The sequence below is a fragment of the Paraeggerthella sp. Marseille-Q4926 genome, from assembly GCF_916618935.1.
Classification (GTDB): Bacteria; Actinomycetota; Coriobacteriia; order Coriobacteriales; family Eggerthellaceae; genus Paraeggerthella; species Paraeggerthella hominis.
Genome location: NZ_CAKAKF010000005.1, coordinates 222,005 through 238,266, shown reverse-complemented (window position 1 = coordinate 238,266; position 16,262 = coordinate 222,005). Strand labels below are relative to the sequence as shown.

Below are 16,262 nucleotides of genomic sequence, written 5' to 3'. Positions count from 1 at the left end.
CCGCATGGCCAAGGCATGCGACAACCAGAAACCAAGAACTTCCAACGAGTCGCCAATGACCGCAATCGCCTTGGTCGTAGGATTAGGCTGCTTGTTTTCAACGCTTCTAATCTACTCAGGTGCCGTCATATCGTTTTTAAGGTTCGAGCACGCCGAGTCCTTCATAGGAACCTTCGCCGAGACCACGCTTCTGTGCGCGACCGTTTTAGGGGCCCTGTTCCTTGGGCTCACCCTTGCCGGAAAACGCGTTCCCTACGTGATGCTCAGTTCGTTCGGAGGGGCAATCTACCTCTGCTGCTCGCTTACGTATGCTCTTTTCGCCTGGTCCGGCAGCTTCGGAACAACCTCGGTGGTGGCACTCGCTTTCACCACGGCACTAGCAGACACGTGCTTAGTGCTTGCCTGGGGCCGCGTGTGTACTCGATTCAAGATCAAACGCGCCCTCGAAATAGTTTCTCTCGCTAGCATCCTCTCGGCGCTCTTATGCCATCTTTACAGCATTCTACCGTTGGCTGGCGTAACCGCGCTGTTCGTACTGGCTTCAATAACAGCAGTCATCGTACCGTTGGCGCTTGGCGCAACCGTCCCCTCTTGCAAAAAAGCGAAACGCCGGTCAACTGGCGAACCGCGCGCAATCGCCGCATCCCTTGTTGATGTCCTTGCAGCTCCAGGCCTTGGTCTGATCGTATTCGCTTTCGTTATGGCGGTAATGCGCACGTCGTTCAACCAAAGCCAGGACGCCTACCTAGCCATGCTTGCACTCGATGCAGCAATTCTTCTGGCGTATGCATTGCTAAGAAAAAGGCAGCTATCGCTGCGCGGCGGTATGCATCAAACGTTCCTTCCGCTTATGGCCATGCTGCTCTTAGCCGTCACCAGCATCACGGCTACCGTAGGCCAGGGAGAACAGCTGGCAACGTACCTCACGTATGCCCTCTACGCATTAGCGGCCATACTCACCCTTGCAACACTGTGCGCCATAGCCAATGCGGGCGAATTCCCATCTGACGCGGTCTTTTCGCTTGCGGTTTTCCTCTTTGCAGCCGCGTCGTTCACGGGCCAAGCGTTTGCCACCGTGATGGACGACCACGTAACCCCTATCGTAGTGACGATAATTACTACGCTGTACGCATTCGCGATGGTCTTCTCGTCGCATATTCGATACCAGCGCGAAACGCAATGGACCTCAAGCGACGAAAACGACCGCGTCGAACCTACAGGACAATCGAACGCCGGCCCCACTCCCGCATCCGTGCGCTGCGCCCAACTGGCCGAAACGTACAATCTGACAGCCCGCGAGCAAGAGATCCTTTCGTATCTTGCCGAAGGACACAGCGGGGCTTATATCGCAGACGTGCTGTTCATCTCTCCCAACACCGCCCGAACGCACATTCATAATATTTACCGTAAGTTGGAGGTATCGTCTCGCGAAGACATACTGAAGCTCACAAAGGATCGCGCCTAAAAACCGCTTTGCAACGTAGCGCGCGAAGGTCGCGAAAACGCTCCAGAGACCGCTTCAAGAAGGAAACGCTTTGGAATATTAAGCTTTTCTGAGCAAGTATTTCCCCAGGTCAATATAGCCCTTTGCTATTCGCCGAAAAAACATGTTGTGATTTCGTGGAGATCGGTGGTATACTACAACCTGCTTTACAGAAGCTTGATGCTTCGATAAAGAAAAGGGTTCTGTTTTTTGGAGGGGGCAGAACCCTTCTTCTTATCTTTGGGACGGAGACGTCCCCTTTTTATGCCCGAAAACGCCCCCGCGGGCATCGGCCGTCACGCACGGACGCTCGCTGCGCCTGCTACAACGGCCTGCGAGCTTCAATAGCGCGACCAAGCGTGACTTCGTCGGCAAACTCCAAATCGCCGCCTACGGGCAAACCGCTTGCGGGGCGCGTGACGCGAATTCCCAGCGGCTTGATAAGGCGCGCAAGGTACGCAGCCGTGGTCTCGCCTTCCACGTTGGGATTCGTCGCCAACACAACCTCTTGGACCTCGTCGCTTGCCAAGCGCTTCATAAGCTCGGCGATGCGCAGACTATCCGGCCCGATGCCCTCCATAGGAGAAAGCGCGCCCCCCAGCACGTGGTAGACCCCGGAATAGACGGTCGTTCGCTCGATGGGAGGAATATCGCGCGGCTCGCTTACCACGCAGATCGTGCTCGCATCGCGCTTGGACGAGCGGCATATCTCGCACAGATCGTCCTCGGCGTAGTTGAAACAGCGTTTGCAGAAGCAAACCTGGTCTTTCACCTCGGCGATAGCCTCGGAAAGACGCAGCGCCGTCGCCTTATCGGCATTTAGTATCCAGTACGCTATGCGCTGGGCGGACTTCGGACCAACTCCAGGCAAGCGCTCCAGCTCATCGAGCAGTTTCTGGATAGACGGCGCTGCGTGCATGACAAATTCCCCTTCGCCTGATCTACATGAGGCCCGGGATGCTCATGCCGCCCGTCGCGGCGTTCAGGCGCGTGGCGCTCATGTCGGACACGCCGCGAAGCGCCTCGTTGACAGCAGCCGTCACCATATCCTGAAGCATTTCCACGTCCTCGGGGTCAACGGCCTCGGGATCGATCGTGATGCTGCTGATGGCCATGTCGCCCGTCGCAACAACCTTGACCATGCCGCCGCCAGCCGTAGCCTCGAACGTCATGTCCTTGATTTCTTCCTGCGCGCGAGCAAGCTCCATCTGCATTTTCTGAGCCTGCTTCATCATCTTCTTCATATCCATAGTACGGTTTCCTTTCAGGTTCGTTAGCACGCGATCGACCGGTCCGGCACATCAACCGAACCTCGAACGGCGCGGATTCCTATTCTTTCACTTCTTCCACAACCACGCCAGCTCCAAAACCGGCGGCAAGAATGGCTTGCAGGTCGCTGGGGTCGGCGGGAGAGCTCTGCACGGTCGCAGGGGTTGAAGCAGGTGCCGAAGCCGGGATGGAAGCGGGCGCGCTCTGAGGCTGCGGCATCCGAGCCGGCTGCGCGGCAGGCACCGGCGAAGCATCGGGCATCGCAGGCGCAGGAACGTCGAAGTCGTCGTAGGGCACCTGCTCGTCCTCGTACGGAGGAACATCGTAGGCCGGCATCGCCGCAGACGGCTGCGGCTGGGGCTGGGGCTGGGGCTGCGGACGAGACGTCGAAGCGACCGGAGCCTGCGCGTGGGATGCGGCCGCCTGCGCACGAGGCGCGGCAGAGGCCGCAGGAGATGCGGAGACCGCCGAAGCGGGTCGAGCAGCGGAAGCAGCAGCCGGAGACGCGGGGGCGCTTGCACCGGCCTGCGAATACGCGAACGGCACCGCGGAACCGCACGCCTGAGCCAATGCGGCGGACACGGCATCTTGGACATCTTGCTTCTGCACAGCCTTGAACGCGAAGGCGTTTTCCGCAGGGAATTCGATCAAGAGGATGCGCTTGCCCGCATCGTACACGGCCTTCGTGTTAAGGAACAAAACGCCGTAAGCGGCCTTGTTCTTCTTGAGCGTAGCAAGAACAGCCTGCCAAACGCGCTGGAGAGCCGCAGGGTTTTGCAGACTGTCGGCAACTTGGCCCGAAGCCGCCGCCAGTGCGCCAGGATCCGCCTGGACAACTGCGGCGGAAGCGGAAGCCGCAGGAGCAGCAGAAGCCGGAGAGGCGGTCGCGGACGGAGCGGCCGCGGGCGCCGGGTTCTGCGACACAGGCGCAGGCTGGGCAGCGGGTGCAGGCTGGGGCGCAGCGTGAACAGCCGCAACGGGCTGGGCAGGTTGCGAAACCTGAACAGGCTGAACGGGCTGGGCAGGCTGGGCGACAGGCGCAGATGCCGGGGCCGCCGCAGGAACGGCCGCCGGAGCCGCCGCCGACGTCACGTGGGCAACGGCCGAATGCCCGCTTTCCAGCGCTTCGATGCGCTCGGCAAGCGCCTCGAGCGTCAAATCCGAATCGGGACGAACCATGCGCGTGAGCGCAATCTCGAACGACAAGCGCGGATTCGTCGACGTTTTCAATTCGGCAGACAAGTCGCCCAGCACGCCGAGCAGACGCGACAGGCGATCCGCCCCGAACAGCGGCAGTTCGCTCACCAGTTCGCGCCGCTCGGTATCGCCCACTTCCAAAGCAACGTCGGCATCGGTCAGCGACATGACGTACAGATTGCGGACATGCTCGGCCAAATCGCGCGTGAACTGAGCCAGATCGGCTCCCGTTTCCACGAACTCCGCCGTCCAGCGAAAGCACGTGGCCACATCGCGCTTGCCAATGGCCTGCATGATCTCGGCCAGATCGTTCGTATCCACCCCGCCCAGCATGCGCTCGGCCACCTCAAGCGTAACCTTACCCTCGCCGAACGCGATAAGCTGCTCAAGCGAGGTCAGCGCGTTGCGCATGCCGCCTTCAGCGCGATGGGCGATCAGGTCAAGCGCCTCGCCCTCGAACTCCACGTCCTCGGACACGCAGATGGCGCCCAGTCGCGACACGATGGACTCAGCCGAAATGCGGCGGAAATCGAAACGCTGGCAGCGCGAGTGGATGGTTTCGGGAACCTTCTGGGGATCGGTAGTAGCCAGCACGAATACCACGTGGCTCGGCGGCTCTTCAAGCGTCTTGAGCAGCGCGTTGAACGCCGCCGTCGACAGCATGTGAACCTCGTCGATGATGTAGATCTTGTACCGACCGCGCGTAGGAGCGAACTGAACGCGACCGATGATCTCCTCGCGCACATTCTCCACGCCCGTGCGACTTGCGGCGTCCAATTCGTACACGTCGGGATGCTCGCCGTTGGCAATCATCGTGCAATCATCGCACGTTCCGTCAGGCTCGGACGTAGGGCCGTGCTCGCACAGAAGCGCCTTGGCAAGCAAGCGCGCCGTAGTGGTTTTGCCGGTGCCGCGCGGGCCGGTGAACAGGTACGCGTGACTTACCTTATCCTGCTCGATCGCGTTTTTGATAGTGCGTTCGATATGCTCCTGGCCAACGACGTCTTCGAATATCTGCGGCCGGTATTTTCTGTACAATGCCTCTGCCATAGCGCGCGGCTCCCGCTTTCCCGTATGCATCCGTGGTTATGCGAACGCGGGCGCCCTGCACTGGCATGCGCCCGCGTTTTCTGCGTTCTTGCCCATTATAGAAGAAGCGCGCTTTCCGCGCAGCCGCCGCAGCGCGCCACCACAGCATCAGCAGGGGCAGCGTCACAATGCTACGATCGGGTTATTTCCCAGCCTTCGCCTTGGAGGAGCTCAGTTTCGCCTTGATCGCGCCCGCTACGGCCGGTATAAGGGAAATGGCCACAATTCCAACGATCACCAGCTCGAAATGCTCCTGCACCACCGGGATGCCGCCGAAGAAGTAGCCCAGCAGCACGAAGACGGTGGACCACGTAATCCCGCCGATGATGTTGAACAGCAAGAATTTGCGGTAGTGCATGTGCCCGAAACCTGCAAAGAACGGCACGAACGTGCGGATGAACGGGAAGAAACGACCCAGGAAGATCGCCAGCGGGCCGTACTTGTTAATAAGGCCTTCGGTTTTCTCGATGCGCTCGGGCGTCATCGACTTGACGCGCCCGGAATCGATGATGTGCTTGCCGAATTCGCGACCGATCCAGTAGTTGCACGAATCGCCCAAGATCGCCGCCACCCACACCACCGGAAGCAGCAGCGCCAAGTTCAAGCCGCCGCCATCGGCCGCGAACAAACCCGCCGTGAACAGGAGCGAATCACCGGGCAGAAACGGCATGATAACCACGCCGGTCTCGATGAAGATGATCAAGAAGATGGGGATGTACGCGCCCATGCCGAACGCCGCAATCCATTCGGCAATGAAGCCGCGAGGGTCTTGCAGCAAGTCAATGAAGAACTGGATGATTTCCATGGGGTTTCCTCGAAGCGCACTCGAAACTGCAGTCGCGCCCGGTCGGCTGGAAAGGCAGGCCAACCCGTCGGCCGCAAGCCGTCAAGATAAAAGAATATCCCGGATAGGCAGGGGCGCTCGTCAGCGGTCCCTTATGGCTGCTTCCTCCCGGACCTGACCAGGTTCGGAACATGGCGCCGCCCCGGCCCATCCGAGATATTCTCGAACATGCTCGCGCATGCGAGGCATTAGTATATACGATCTCGCAAAATCCAAGCCAACCGACTTATTTGAAGCAACCAAAAGTACACAGACCCGTTGCAAGCTTAAATGAAGCGGGGGAGCAGAGTCGATGACCCCGCTCCCCCGCCTTGCTCCCGCCAATCGAAAGCTCGCCTTTGCGCAGCGAGCTCCCGACAAGATGAGAGATTACGCGCCCTTACAGCGTGCGCAGGTTGACCTCTTTGAGCTGACGGCCCGTCACAGCGCTCGGGGCGCCCGTCATCGGGTCGCTCGCGGAGCTCGTCTTCGGGAACGCGATAACGTCGCGAATGGACGACTTGCCGCCCAGCAGCATGACCAGACGGTCAAGACCCAGGGCGATGCCGCCATGCGGCGGAGCGCCCAGCTCGAGCGCGTGGATCAGGTGCCCAAACTTCTCGTCGATTTCCTCGTCGGTCAAGCCGCACACGCGCAGCACGCGACGCTGCTCTTCGGCATTGTGGATACGGATGGTGCCGCCGCCCACTTCGAAGCCGTCCATGACCAGGTCATAGGAATAGCTGCCGCACTCGAGCGGAGCAGACTCGATCTTGTCCACGTCCTCGTCCAGCACATGCGTGAACGGATGATGCTCGGCGGCGTACTTCTTCTCGTCCTCGTCGTACTTGAACATGGGGAAGTTCACGATCCACAGGAGCTGATGCCCCTCGCGCGGAACGTTGAGTGCGTCGGCCATGTGCAAGCGAAGCGCGCTCAGCACGGCGTTCGCCACCGCGGGCTTGTCGGCCGCGAACAGCAGCAGGTCGCCCGGCTCCACGTCCATAGCCTGCTTGAGGGCAGCGAACTCCTCGTCGCTGAAGAACTTAATGATGGGGCTCTTCTCGTTGCCGTCCGTCGTGAACGCGATCCAAGCCATGCCCTTCGCGCCGTTCTCGGCGGCGATGTCGGCCAGCTTCTCGACCTCGCCGCGGCTCCAGTCGCCTGCGCCCTTCGCGTTGATGGCCTTCACCACGCCGCCGGACTGGGCCACGCTCGAGAACACCTTGAAGCCCGTGTCCTTCACGATGTCGGTGATGTCCTTGAGCTCCATGCCGAAGCGCGTATCGGGACGATCGTTGCCGAAACGCTCCATGGACTCGGCGTACTGCATGCGCTGCAGCGGGAACTCGTGGTCCACGCCCACCGCCTTCAGCGTCTCGGCCATGACGTCTTCCATCATGTCGATGACGTCGTCGCCGCGCACGAAGCTCATCTCGATGTCCACCTGCGTGAACTCGGGCTGACGATCGGCGCGCAGGTCCTCGTCGCGGAAGCAGCGGGCAATCTGGTAGTAGCGTTCGACGCCGGCCACCATGAGCATCTGCTTGAACTGCTGGGGGCTTTGCGGAAGCGCGTAGAAACGGCCCGGGTTCGGACGGCTGGGCACGATGTAGTCGCGCGCGCCCTCCGGCGTGGAGTTCGCCAGAATGGGGGTTTCCACTTCCAGGAAGCCACGATCGTTGAGCGCGCCTCGCATGGCCTGGGCAACCTTGTGACGCAAGTGCAGGGCCTCGAACATCTCAGGACGGCGAATATCCAGGTAGCGCCACTTCATGCGGGTGGTCTCGTCGGTCTCGATGCCGTCCTCGATCGAGAACGGAGGCGTGACGGACGTGTTCAAGACCTCGACGGCCTTCGCCAGAACCTCGATCTCGCCCGTAGCCATATTGGGGTTTGCGGCTTCGGCGCCGCGCTCGCGCACCGTGCCGGAAATCTTGAGCACGTACTCGCGACCCAAATGCTCGGCCTTCGCGAAGTCGTCGACGCTCACGCAATCGGGGTCGACGACCACCTGCGTATAACCCGTACGATCTCGCAGATCGATGAAGATAAGACCGCCGTGGTCGCGATTGTGCCACGCCCAACCGCACAGCTCGACCTCGCGCCCCACGTCGCTCTTGCGCAGCTCGCCGCACGTGGCGGTGTGCATGCAGTATTCGTTCCTGAAGTCCGTCATGATGATGGTTCCTTGCTCCTTGGCACTGCTATCTGCATCTGCCGTTCGTAGTTACAGCAGACGTTACTCAAACCTAGTCATTGTACTGGCAAACGAGGGAAAACAAACCCCTGATCGCGTCTTTTCATGCAAAATGCGCGCGAACAACCCGCTAGAACGCCGCATCCGCCAACATGCGGTTCATCTCGCTGCCCAGGCGCAGCTGCCGCAACCTGCGGTCGAACGCGAACGTCGCGACCGCACTGCATCGCGCGAACGCAAGACGAATCAGGCCGTGCGAAGAAGGCAGCCAAGCGGGCAGCCTCGCCGAAAGCTTCAACCCGGCAGCCCTCTATCGGACGAACCGCGTCAACGACGCTGCGCCATCGACGAGAGCCGTCACGCTCCGGCCGCCTTCCGCGCATCGCCGACGATCGTCGCATCGGCGCCACGCGCCCACAGGCCCGACACCCTGCTCGTGCCCCTGCAGACAAGGGGTTGCGCGCGAAAAACCGCCCTGCGTGGCAGTTTCTTGCGGTTTGAGGTCGTAGCGACAGGCTCTTGATGTCGCTTTGCATGTTGTTCTCATCGGAGATGGCATTTCACCTGGGGAAACGTAGCTCGATTTTTCGCGTGTTCGGGAAGGGGCGTCTCGGACGACCTCAAACCGTCAAAACCTGCCAAGAACGCCGGAATCGCGAGCGCAAGGGGCCAGCCGCGCGCAAGAGCCCGTCCTGTGCAGGGCCAGCCATGCGCGGGACGCAACATCGCGAGCGCAAGGGGCCAGCCGCGAGCGCAAGGCACTCGCGGCGCATGCGGGACGCTACCACGTCGTCACACTTTCGGCTTGTTGTACGACTCGTCCGCGCCCAGCAAGTCGACCAGGCCTTTTCGGTTCTCCTCGATCCCTTCGGCCTGGGTAAACGCCAAAATGTAAACAGGCTGACGATACTTTACGTCTGCGTACACGTCCGGATTGCCCAACCCGATCAAGTGCTCGCGAATGCTCGCTCCCAGGTTGACCGAACTCCCTACGTACACGCCGTGGTACGAGGAGTAGTCGTCGTCCCTCACGGCGTGCTTGCAACGAAGGATCACGTAGCACCCCGGAATCTCCAGGTAATGGGCCACGCCTTCCGGATCGAAGCCCGCCATCTTGTCCCAAGATTCCAAAAACTCTCGCGACGACAGCTTTACCGCAGCCGCCTGGAGCACGTCTTTCACTGCCGAGCGTCGAACCCGCTGCTCTTCCTTCTGCCCTTTGGCCTCCGTCCGCGCATCGGAAACTCCCTGCGCAGCCTGCTCGACGCTTGCCCGGGCCTGCCTGGCTGCTGCGGCCGCCTTGTCCGCAGCCGACTTGGCAACCGGAGCAACCTTGGGCGCCACCTCGGCAGCTACCCCTGCGGCAACTTCAGCTGCCGCCTTGATCTCGCTTCGATGGGTCGCCACGAACTTCGCCGCAGCGCCCGCACCCTTCGCAACACCGCTCCATTTGCCAGCAGCCATTCCAAGCCTCCTCAGACAGCGCGCCCGAACGTCCCGAACGCGCAAGCGCGTCTATTCCGCGTCGTCCAAACCGCCGAACACCTCATCGACCGAAGGCGCGCGCCCATCGAACGGCTCGCCGCCGAAATGAGCCAGCAGAGCCTTGATCTTGGACAGTTCTATCGCGCGCTCGCGATGCGTCTGCATGTTGCGAACCGTCACTTCGCCCCGGGCCAGTTCGTCGGGTCCCAACACGGCAACCATGGAAGCCCCCAGCTTGTCGGCAAGCTTGAACTGGCTTTTCAGGCTGCGACGCTGGTGGTCCATCTCGCCCACAAGCCCCGCATCGCGGCACGCCTGCACCAAAGAGAACGCCTCGGCTCGTACGCTCGCATCAACGCACGCAACGAAGAAATCGCAGCGCTGCGCCTTGGGGAACGTATGCCCGGCCGCCTCGAGCGCCAGCACGCACCGCTCGTAACCCAGAGCCCAGCCGAATCCCGGCGTCGGACGGCCGCCGACTTCCTCGGTCAGCTTGTCGTAACGGCCGCCTCCGCCGATGGCGTTCTGGCTTCCCATTCCCTCGGTCACCTGAACCTCGAACACCGTGCGCGTGTAGTAGTCCAAGCCGCGCACAAGTGTCGGGTCCTCGACGTACGACAAGCCCGCGCCGTCGAGGTACGTCTTCACCGACAGGTAGTGCTCGCGGCAATCGTCGCACAAATGCTCGGTTATCTTCGGAGCACCCTCCATAACGGCGGCGCAGCCAGGGTTTTTGCAATCGAAAGCACGCAGCGGGTTGATTTCCGCACGGCGCTTGCATTCGTCGCACAGCTCGTCGGCATGCGCGTCCATGTACGTCTTCACGGCTTCGCGGTACGCCGGACGACACGTCTCGCACCCCATGGAGTTCACCAGCAGGCGAGTAGCCCGCACGGGAATGCCGATCGCGGCGTAGAACCGCATGAGCATGATGATGCCCTCGGCGTCAACGCTGGGATCCTCGGCGCCCAAGCACTCGATGCCCACCTGGTTGAACTGGCGCTGACGTCCCTTCTGAGGACGCTCGGCGCGAAACATCGGACCGGCGTACATGAGCTTTGCAGGAGCGGCTCCCTGGGGGACCAAGTCGTGCTGCACCACGGCTCGCACCGTGCCGGCGGTTCCTTCAGGGCGCATGGACAAGCGGCTCTTCGCCTTCACGCTGCCGCCCTCCAGGAGCTTTTTCAGATTCTCGCCGGATATCGCGGTGAACATCTCCTTGGACACCACGTCGGTAGCCTCGCCAATGCCGCGCACGAACAGCTCCGTCTGCTCGAAGATGGGCGTTTCGATCGGCAGGTAACCGTAGCGACCGAAAATCTCCGCCGCCGTCGCCTTGAAATGCGTCCAGAACTTCGCCTCGTCCGGCAGAAGATCGCGCGTTCCCTCGGGAGATTGAATTGCCATGGGTCGACCCTTCGTTTCTATTGTTCGGAATCTTGCCATTGTAACGTAAAAGACCTACGAGCTTTCCAAAGAACGAAGCACGTTCACGAGCGCATCGTCCGGCCGGTAACGCGACCGCGCGGCCATCAGGCTGCGAGCCACGCGAAACATCCCCTCGTCGGTGGCCGCAACCGCCGCCTCGTCCAAGGCGTCCAGCACGTCCGACGTTGGCGCCACGGGAATCCCCGCACGCGTCAATTCAAGATCCACCTGGTCGCGCGCGGGAAGATCGATGCCCGTTTCCCCGACAAGCTCCTGCAGCTCGGCCGTAGCCTGAACAGCCACCATAGACGACGTTGCGAGCGATTTCAAATAGCAAGCCGCACCATCGCGCGCCCGCCCCATCTTCCACAGCACGTACGCCAACTGATAGTAAGCCATAGCTATATCGCTTGGCTGAAAAGCTATGCGCAGGCCCTCCAGAAGGGTTGCGGAAGCGTTCTCCATATCCCCTACCAGCATGTACGCGCGACCCAGCTGACGATAGCCCGCGGCCGTCGCGGGCGCTATCTCAACGGCGCGACGCCCGTATCGCTGCGCCTCGTCGGCGCGCTCGAACGAATGCTCCAGCAGACGCACGATTTCCAGATGGCAAAGGTAGAACGTATCCGTGGCAAGCCGAACGCGTTTGCCCGCATCGCGTACGGCGCGCGACGGATAGCCCGCGCCCGCATATCGCGCTCGGTTGTACAGAACGCGGGCAACGTACGAGTCGAACGCTCGGTACGCCGTTGACGATCCGTCGACGAACCCGTCAAGCGCGGCAGCCTCGGCCACCGCATCGATCAGCACGTCGACCGCCTGGCCCAGATCATGCTCGGCAAGCGCTTTCGCACGGCCAAGCGCAACCAGGCAGCGATCTTCCCCCAAGTACCGGCCAACCACGACGTTTTGGTCGCGTGCGTCCAAGCTGCCGGCGGCAAGCGCCGCCATCAAACGCGTGCACGAAGAAACGGCCCGATCGTCAGAAGCCGCGGCCGCCTCCTCCTGCGCAACGCGAACGATGCGAATGGCATCGGAAGCGCTTTCGGCCTGCACGATGCGATCGGCCAGCCCTTCCGCCAACCGACGGTACGCCGCATCGTAGCTGATGCGCATGTCGCGGCTGCTATCCGCCCCCAACACGGAACGGACGCTGTCGGAAAGCTCTTTGTCGCACGTTTCAGGAAGATCGGCGCGCACGGAACTGGAGGCGAGTCCTTCAAGGTACGCGAACGCCTGAGCATCGTCGCCATCGAAGCAGGCGGCACACGCCTGATACGCAGGCAGGGGATCGAACGCACGAGCCTGCTCGAAACCGTCGAAGCGCTCGTACGTCGCACGGTCGAACGCAGCCTGAACATACGCGGGAGCCCGATCTTCCTGCGGAAACTCTCCCCCTTCCGATGCCTGGTCGCCCTGCTTCCGGGAAAGAGGACGCACCGCCACATCCACCCTGATCGCCGACGCCACCGCCTCGAACGCGATCGAAACCAAGACCAAGCCAAGGTGCAAAGCGTACCGGCGCGCCTGCGCATCGCGAAACTCCCAATCAGCCTCGAGCCAGCTTCCCGACGCATCCTGATCGACGCCCTCGCTCCAAACCCACGTCGGCATAAGCAAGGCGTCAGGAACCGTCACGTCAAAGGCAACCGCGCCTGCTGCAACGTCCAATCGAAAGGACGCGTCGATCCGAAACGGCAAGCGCAGGCGCTCGATCGCAGCGGCAATCCTGCAGCGAGCATCCCATTCGCCGCCCTCGTTGCCTTCGGGCGCGTCAACCGCCCGGTCAAGCTGCGGGCGCTGCACGGCGGCCGCCTCGATGAGGTACGCGTCCCATCGCGCGCAATCAACGTCGGTAGCAAACGCCGCACGATCCCCAAACGCCTCTTTGACCAGCAAGAACCTATTGAGGGCGGCTTCAAGCGCCCATATCGTAGGCGCAGGTATCCGCGCTTCTTCGTCATCGACCGCCACATAATACGTATCAGCGTAGCGAGAAGTCCGCACAAGACGCACCGGCTCGTCCTCCATACCGCGGCCTTTGAGGTCGTCCAGCCCCGCGTCCTCCAGCCACTGCGCCAAGCACCGCACAAGCGCGGGAGGACGGAACGCAGGATCGCTCTCGGCTTTGCGCGCGTCGAGAACAATAGAGCGCATGGCCGCCAAAGGCTTGTCGCCGCGCAAGTGCTCGAACACGCTCTCGAGGCCACGCTCGGGTACCGCCGGCGCGCCCAAAGACGGCCGATGCACGAAAGCCAGGTAAGCGCGGGCCATCGCATGATCGTAGCGAAGCCCTCCGGCATAAGGCCCGAAATCGTACCAGGAGTCGAACAGCGCGTACCTCCCCTGGGCGCTGAGGTACTGCGCGACCTCGCGCTTGGCATCCTTTTCGTGCACGTACACGCAACCACGTTCCTCGCGCGACGAAGAAGCCTGGTCGGAGTAGCGAGCGAACGAGAGATCGGGCTGGCGCGCGGGCGGCGCGCTCAGCGCTTCGGACGTCGAAAACACGCGTCCGTACGGATCGATGTAAGCCAGAACGCGCACCGTAAGCTTGTCGGGAAGCGCAACAACGTACGATCCGCCCGTGCCGGGCGTCGGCAGCCCCCGAGAGACGAACCCGTACGAACCAGGCTCGTCCAACGCACCTGGAATGGGAGGCATCCCAGCCTCAAGCACATGCACCTTGTTAAAGAGTCTGTCGCCCGCATTCATGCGATACAGACCGTCCTGCCCTGCTACCTGCTGCACGGATGTTCCTTCCTGGTCGTATCCGAGCAGCATAGCACGACAGAAGCACCGCACAACATCGAGCGCCCCCGGATCGCACATGCTTTCCGGGGGCGCTTCCAGAAGAAGAGCGTCGCCGCTGGCGGCAAGGGCGCCGCCGGGCGGGAGGAATCCTAGTGATGATGGTTGCAAGCCTGATCGGCGGACATCACCGGAGCGTCGCCAGCTGCAACCAACTTGGCGGCATCGCCTACCAGAGGATGCTGATTGTCGAAGTAGACCGTGATGCCCGCTTGGTTGAAGCCCATGAGCGGGCGCATCCCCATGCCGGCGGCCACGATCGCGTTCACGCCGGCGTCGGCAAGAAGGCCCACCGGGCGCAAGCACCCGCCTTCCTCATGCGGCGGATTCGCAACCTCGGTCGTTCCGGCGATCTCTCCGTCGACGATCTCGACCACCGTAAAGCAATCGCAATGGCCGAAGTGACCCGCTCGCTGAGATTCGAGCCCCGCTTGGCCCATCGTGGGCACGGCCAGCTTCATGGTTTCACTCATCTGTTCCTTCTTTCTTCGAAGCGATGCTGCTTCGATCCGCATCATCCGACGCGGAAACGCTCCGGTCGGCTTCTTCCAAACCGCTCTCCAACAACCCGACCAGCAACTCGTCAAGCCGCTGCCGATCGCGAAGCGCCTCGAGCCACTGCTCGGCCATCTCCACGCCGATGCGCGTCAGCTCGTACTCCCGCCTTCGCGGGCCCGACTCCTCGTCGCACCAGCGAGACACCACCGCGCCAGCCTCTTCCAATCGACGCAAGCTGCGGTACAGACCGCCCACGTCAACGTCTACATGACCGTCGGTTTTCTCGAGAATGATCTTGCGCATGTCGTACCCGTATCCGCCCGCATGCAAAAGAGCAGCCAACGCCGCCGGCTCCACCAGCGCGCCACCGCCGCCGCCTCGCCTGCGGCAACAGGGCTTGCGGCCCGCTCCCAAACCGGACTCGCCGCAAGAAGCGCCGTTTCGGGTGCCCGACGTTTCGCAATCACCTTGCGGCATAGCGCCTCCTTCATGCAGGGTACTATATGACATGAACATATATACTCCTTCAACATGCATGCTGTCAACATATAGATGTCGAAAGGAGTCTTTCTACGAACGACAAAACGGAACGTAGCGCGACAATGCGCTCGTTTCGCCCGATCCCCGCCCGCTCATTGGAGAGCGACGAATTCAAGAACGGCTGTTTTCGAGGGTTCAGCTCGCAACGAAACGGCACGCGATTTCACGGCGGTGGCGGTTTTCAGCAAGCAGGAAGATTCGTCGACGCACCGGCCTCGCAATGCGACAAGCCCCGATCACGACGAAAGGCTACGACGAAACCGCGTCCAAAGAGCGCACGATCGCATCTTGAGCGGCACGACATGAAGATTGGGGCTTGTATGCGGAAACCAGATAGACGCCCGCCCGGTTCCATTCATCAAGGGCGAATGCCTCCGGATTGTCGAGCTCCCGCAAGGCATGGGCACATTCCCCCAGCCTAAAGCGCAGATCAGACAGGTAAGCGGCAGATGTATTCAAAACCAGATAATCGAGCAGGGACATGATCACAACAAGCGTTCCTCCCTCTGCCCTTGCCCATCTTCCGGCTGAAATAGCAGACTTTTTCGAAACGGTCGGCTATTATCGTATTTTATTAAAGATCGAGAAACGCACTCAGGAAGGGCATGCGTATTCGACGGTACGACGCGCCTTGCCACACGGTCTAATAACGTCTACTTTTTCAGACCCGAAATCCTACTGTTGAACTTAAATATACCTTCACCGCGTGGCATCGTACTCGCGCGTCCATTTGAAAAACGTGCTCCGAGCAACTCCGAGCCGACTCGCCGCCTCTTTGCTTCCAATCGCGCCCTCCCTCCACATCGAGTACACGTACCCGAAATCGCAGGGCAGTTGCTTCGGCGGCCTGCCGAAGCGCACGCCGCGAGCGCGAGCCGACGCTATCCCTTCCGCTTGGCGCTGCCTGATATTCTCGCGTTCGACTTGCGCCACGTACGAAAGGATCTGCAAAACGATGTCCGCGATAAACGTGCCCGTGACGTTTCGCTCGCTCGTTCGCGTATCGAGCAGCGGCATGTCCATCACCACAACGTCCACGTTCAGCTGCTTGGTCAAAAATCGCCATTGCTCGATGATCTCGTCATAGTTTCGACCCAGGCGATCGATGCTCTTGATCACCAGCGTATCGCCCGGCGCAAGAACGCCCGTCAAAGCCTGATAACCAGGCCGATCGAAGTTCTTGCCGCTCATGCGATCGGTGTACACGTTGGCGATAGGAACGGAAAACTCCGCCAACGCGTCAAGTTGCCTATCCAAATTCTGATCCTTGCTGGAAACTCTTGCATACCCGTACATCACCACAACTGGTCTCCTTTCCGTTCGGAGAACGGCCGGCCCCTTCACCATGGCACAAAGCCACGCGCGACGCCCGCTCTCAGTCAAGCGATTGGCACTTGTTGCGTATTCGTCGGAAGTTCGTAGAGAAGCCAAGGGAAACG

The 16,262-nt window shown here is 61.3% G+C and carries 13 protein-coding genes and 1 other RNA gene; 1 reads left to right on the top strand and 13 read right to left on the bottom strand.

From position 1 onward, the window contains the following. Positions 1–4: 4 nt before the first annotated feature. A complete protein-coding gene (locus LG373_RS11940; RefSeq protein ID WP_225749874.1) occupies positions 5–1,465 on the top strand; it encodes a helix-turn-helix transcriptional regulator in 1,461 nt (486 codons plus the stop codon). A 340-nt stretch (positions 1,466–1,805) separates the two neighbouring features. Here LG373_RS11940 and recR read toward each other — a convergent pair whose 3' ends face one another. From recR to LG373_RS11875, 13 genes are all read right to left on the bottom strand, one after another. Then, positions 1,806–2,402 (bottom strand): recombination mediator RecR, encoded by a 597-nt coding sequence (gene recR / locus LG373_RS11935; RefSeq protein WP_225749873.1) that lies wholly within the window; start codon positions 2,400–2,402, stop codon positions 1,806–1,808. Between the two features lie 22 nt (positions 2,403–2,424). Then, a complete protein-coding gene (locus tag LG373_RS11930) occupies positions 2,425–2,733 on the bottom strand; it encodes a YbaB/EbfC family nucleoid-associated protein (RefSeq protein WP_114566269.1) in 309 nt (102 codons plus the stop codon). Between the two features lie 79 nt (positions 2,734–2,812). Continuing rightward, positions 2,813–4,999: a DNA polymerase III subunit gamma/tau gene (dnaX, locus tag LG373_RS11925; protein ID WP_225749872.1), complete on the bottom strand. Its 2,187-nt coding sequence runs from the start codon at positions 4,997–4,999 to the stop codon at positions 2,813–2,815. Between the two features lie 181 nt (positions 5,000–5,180). Then, positions 5,181–5,843 carry a VTT domain-containing protein gene (locus LG373_RS11920; RefSeq protein WP_114566267.1) on the bottom strand — a complete coding sequence of 221 codons (663 nt, stop codon included), beginning with the start codon at positions 5,841–5,843 and terminating at the stop codon, positions 5,181–5,183. A gap of 98 nt (positions 5,844–5,941) precedes the next feature. Next, positions 5,942–6,035: signal recognition particle sRNA small type (ffs, locus tag LG373_RS11915), an RNA gene on the bottom strand. Positions 6,036–6,261: 226 nt separating this feature from the next. Beyond that, complete coding sequence (gene aspS, locus LG373_RS11910) at positions 6,262–8,040, bottom strand: aspartate--tRNA ligase (protein WP_114566266.1); 1,779 nt, start codon at positions 8,038–8,040, stop codon at positions 6,262–6,264. A gap of 813 nt (positions 8,041–8,853) precedes the next feature. After that, complete coding sequence (locus LG373_RS11905) at positions 8,854–9,525, bottom strand: hypothetical protein (protein WP_225749871.1); 672 nt, start codon at positions 9,523–9,525, stop codon at positions 8,854–8,856. A 51-nt stretch (positions 9,526–9,576) separates the two neighbouring features. Continuing rightward, positions 9,577–10,953 carry a histidine--tRNA ligase gene (gene hisS / locus LG373_RS11900; RefSeq protein ID WP_225749870.1) on the bottom strand — a complete coding sequence of 459 codons (1,377 nt, stop codon included), beginning with the start codon at positions 10,951–10,953 and terminating at the stop codon, positions 9,577–9,579. Between the two features lie 54 nt (positions 10,954–11,007). Continuing rightward, on the bottom strand, positions 11,008–13,725 hold the full coding sequence (locus LG373_RS11895) for a hypothetical protein (RefSeq protein WP_225749869.1): 2,718 nt from the start codon (positions 13,723–13,725) through the stop codon (positions 11,008–11,010). A 152-nt stretch (positions 13,726–13,877) separates the two neighbouring features. After that, positions 13,878–14,258 (bottom strand): NifB/NifX family molybdenum-iron cluster-binding protein, encoded by a 381-nt coding sequence (locus LG373_RS11890; RefSeq protein ID WP_225749868.1) that lies wholly within the window; start codon positions 14,256–14,258, stop codon positions 13,878–13,880. Further along, positions 14,251–14,760, bottom strand: coding sequence for a PadR family transcriptional regulator (locus LG373_RS11885; RefSeq protein WP_216528783.1), 510 nt, complete (start codon positions 14,758–14,760; stop codon positions 14,251–14,253). The genes LG373_RS11890 and LG373_RS11885 overlap by 8 nt, the downstream gene beginning before the upstream one ends. A 312-nt stretch (positions 14,761–15,072) precedes the next feature. Further along, entirely contained in the window at positions 15,073–15,312 is a 240-nt protein-coding gene (locus tag LG373_RS11880) for a hypothetical protein (RefSeq protein WP_114566261.1), read from the bottom strand. A 210-nt stretch (positions 15,313–15,522) separates the two neighbouring features. After that, positions 15,523–16,122: a recombinase family protein gene (locus LG373_RS11875; RefSeq protein WP_370632912.1), complete on the bottom strand. Its 600-nt coding sequence runs from the start codon at positions 16,120–16,122 to the stop codon at positions 15,523–15,525. Positions 16,123–16,262 lie beyond the last annotated feature (140 nt).

Bases quoted from the DNA above. Each gene is read 5' to 3' on its own strand.
- LG373_RS11920 (WP_114566267.1), bottom strand. From the start codon at position 5,843: ATGGAAATCATCCAGTTCTTCATTGACTTGCTGCAAGACCCTCGCGGC.
- LG373_RS11885 (WP_216528783.1), bottom strand. From the start codon at position 14,760: ATGCCGCAAGGTGATTGCGAAACGTCGGGCACCCGAAACGGCGCTTCT.
- LG373_RS11940 (WP_225749874.1), top strand. From the start codon at position 5: ATGGCCAAGGCATGCGACAACCAGAAACCAAGAACTTCCAACGAGTCG.
- recR (WP_225749873.1), bottom strand. From the start codon at position 2,402: ATGCACGCAGCGCCGTCTATCCAGAAACTGCTCGATGAGCTGGAGCGC.
- hisS (WP_225749870.1), bottom strand. From the start codon at position 10,953: ATGGCAATTCAATCTCCCGAGGGAACGCGCGATCTTCTGCCGGACGAG.
- aspS (WP_114566266.1), bottom strand. From the start codon at position 8,040: ATGACGGACTTCAGGAACGAATACTGCATGCACACCGCCACGTGCGGC.
- LG373_RS11905 (WP_225749871.1), bottom strand. From the start codon at position 9,525: ATGGCTGCTGGCAAATGGAGCGGTGTTGCGAAGGGTGCGGGCGCTGCG.
- LG373_RS11890 (WP_225749868.1), bottom strand. From the start codon at position 14,258: ATGAGTGAAACCATGAAGCTGGCCGTGCCCACGATGGGCCAAGCGGGG.
- dnaX (WP_225749872.1), bottom strand. From the start codon at position 4,999: ATGGCAGAGGCATTGTACAGAAAATACCGGCCGCAGATATTCGAAGAC.
- LG373_RS11930 (WP_114566269.1), bottom strand. From the start codon at position 2,733: ATGGATATGAAGAAGATGATGAAGCAGGCTCAGAAAATGCAGATGGAG.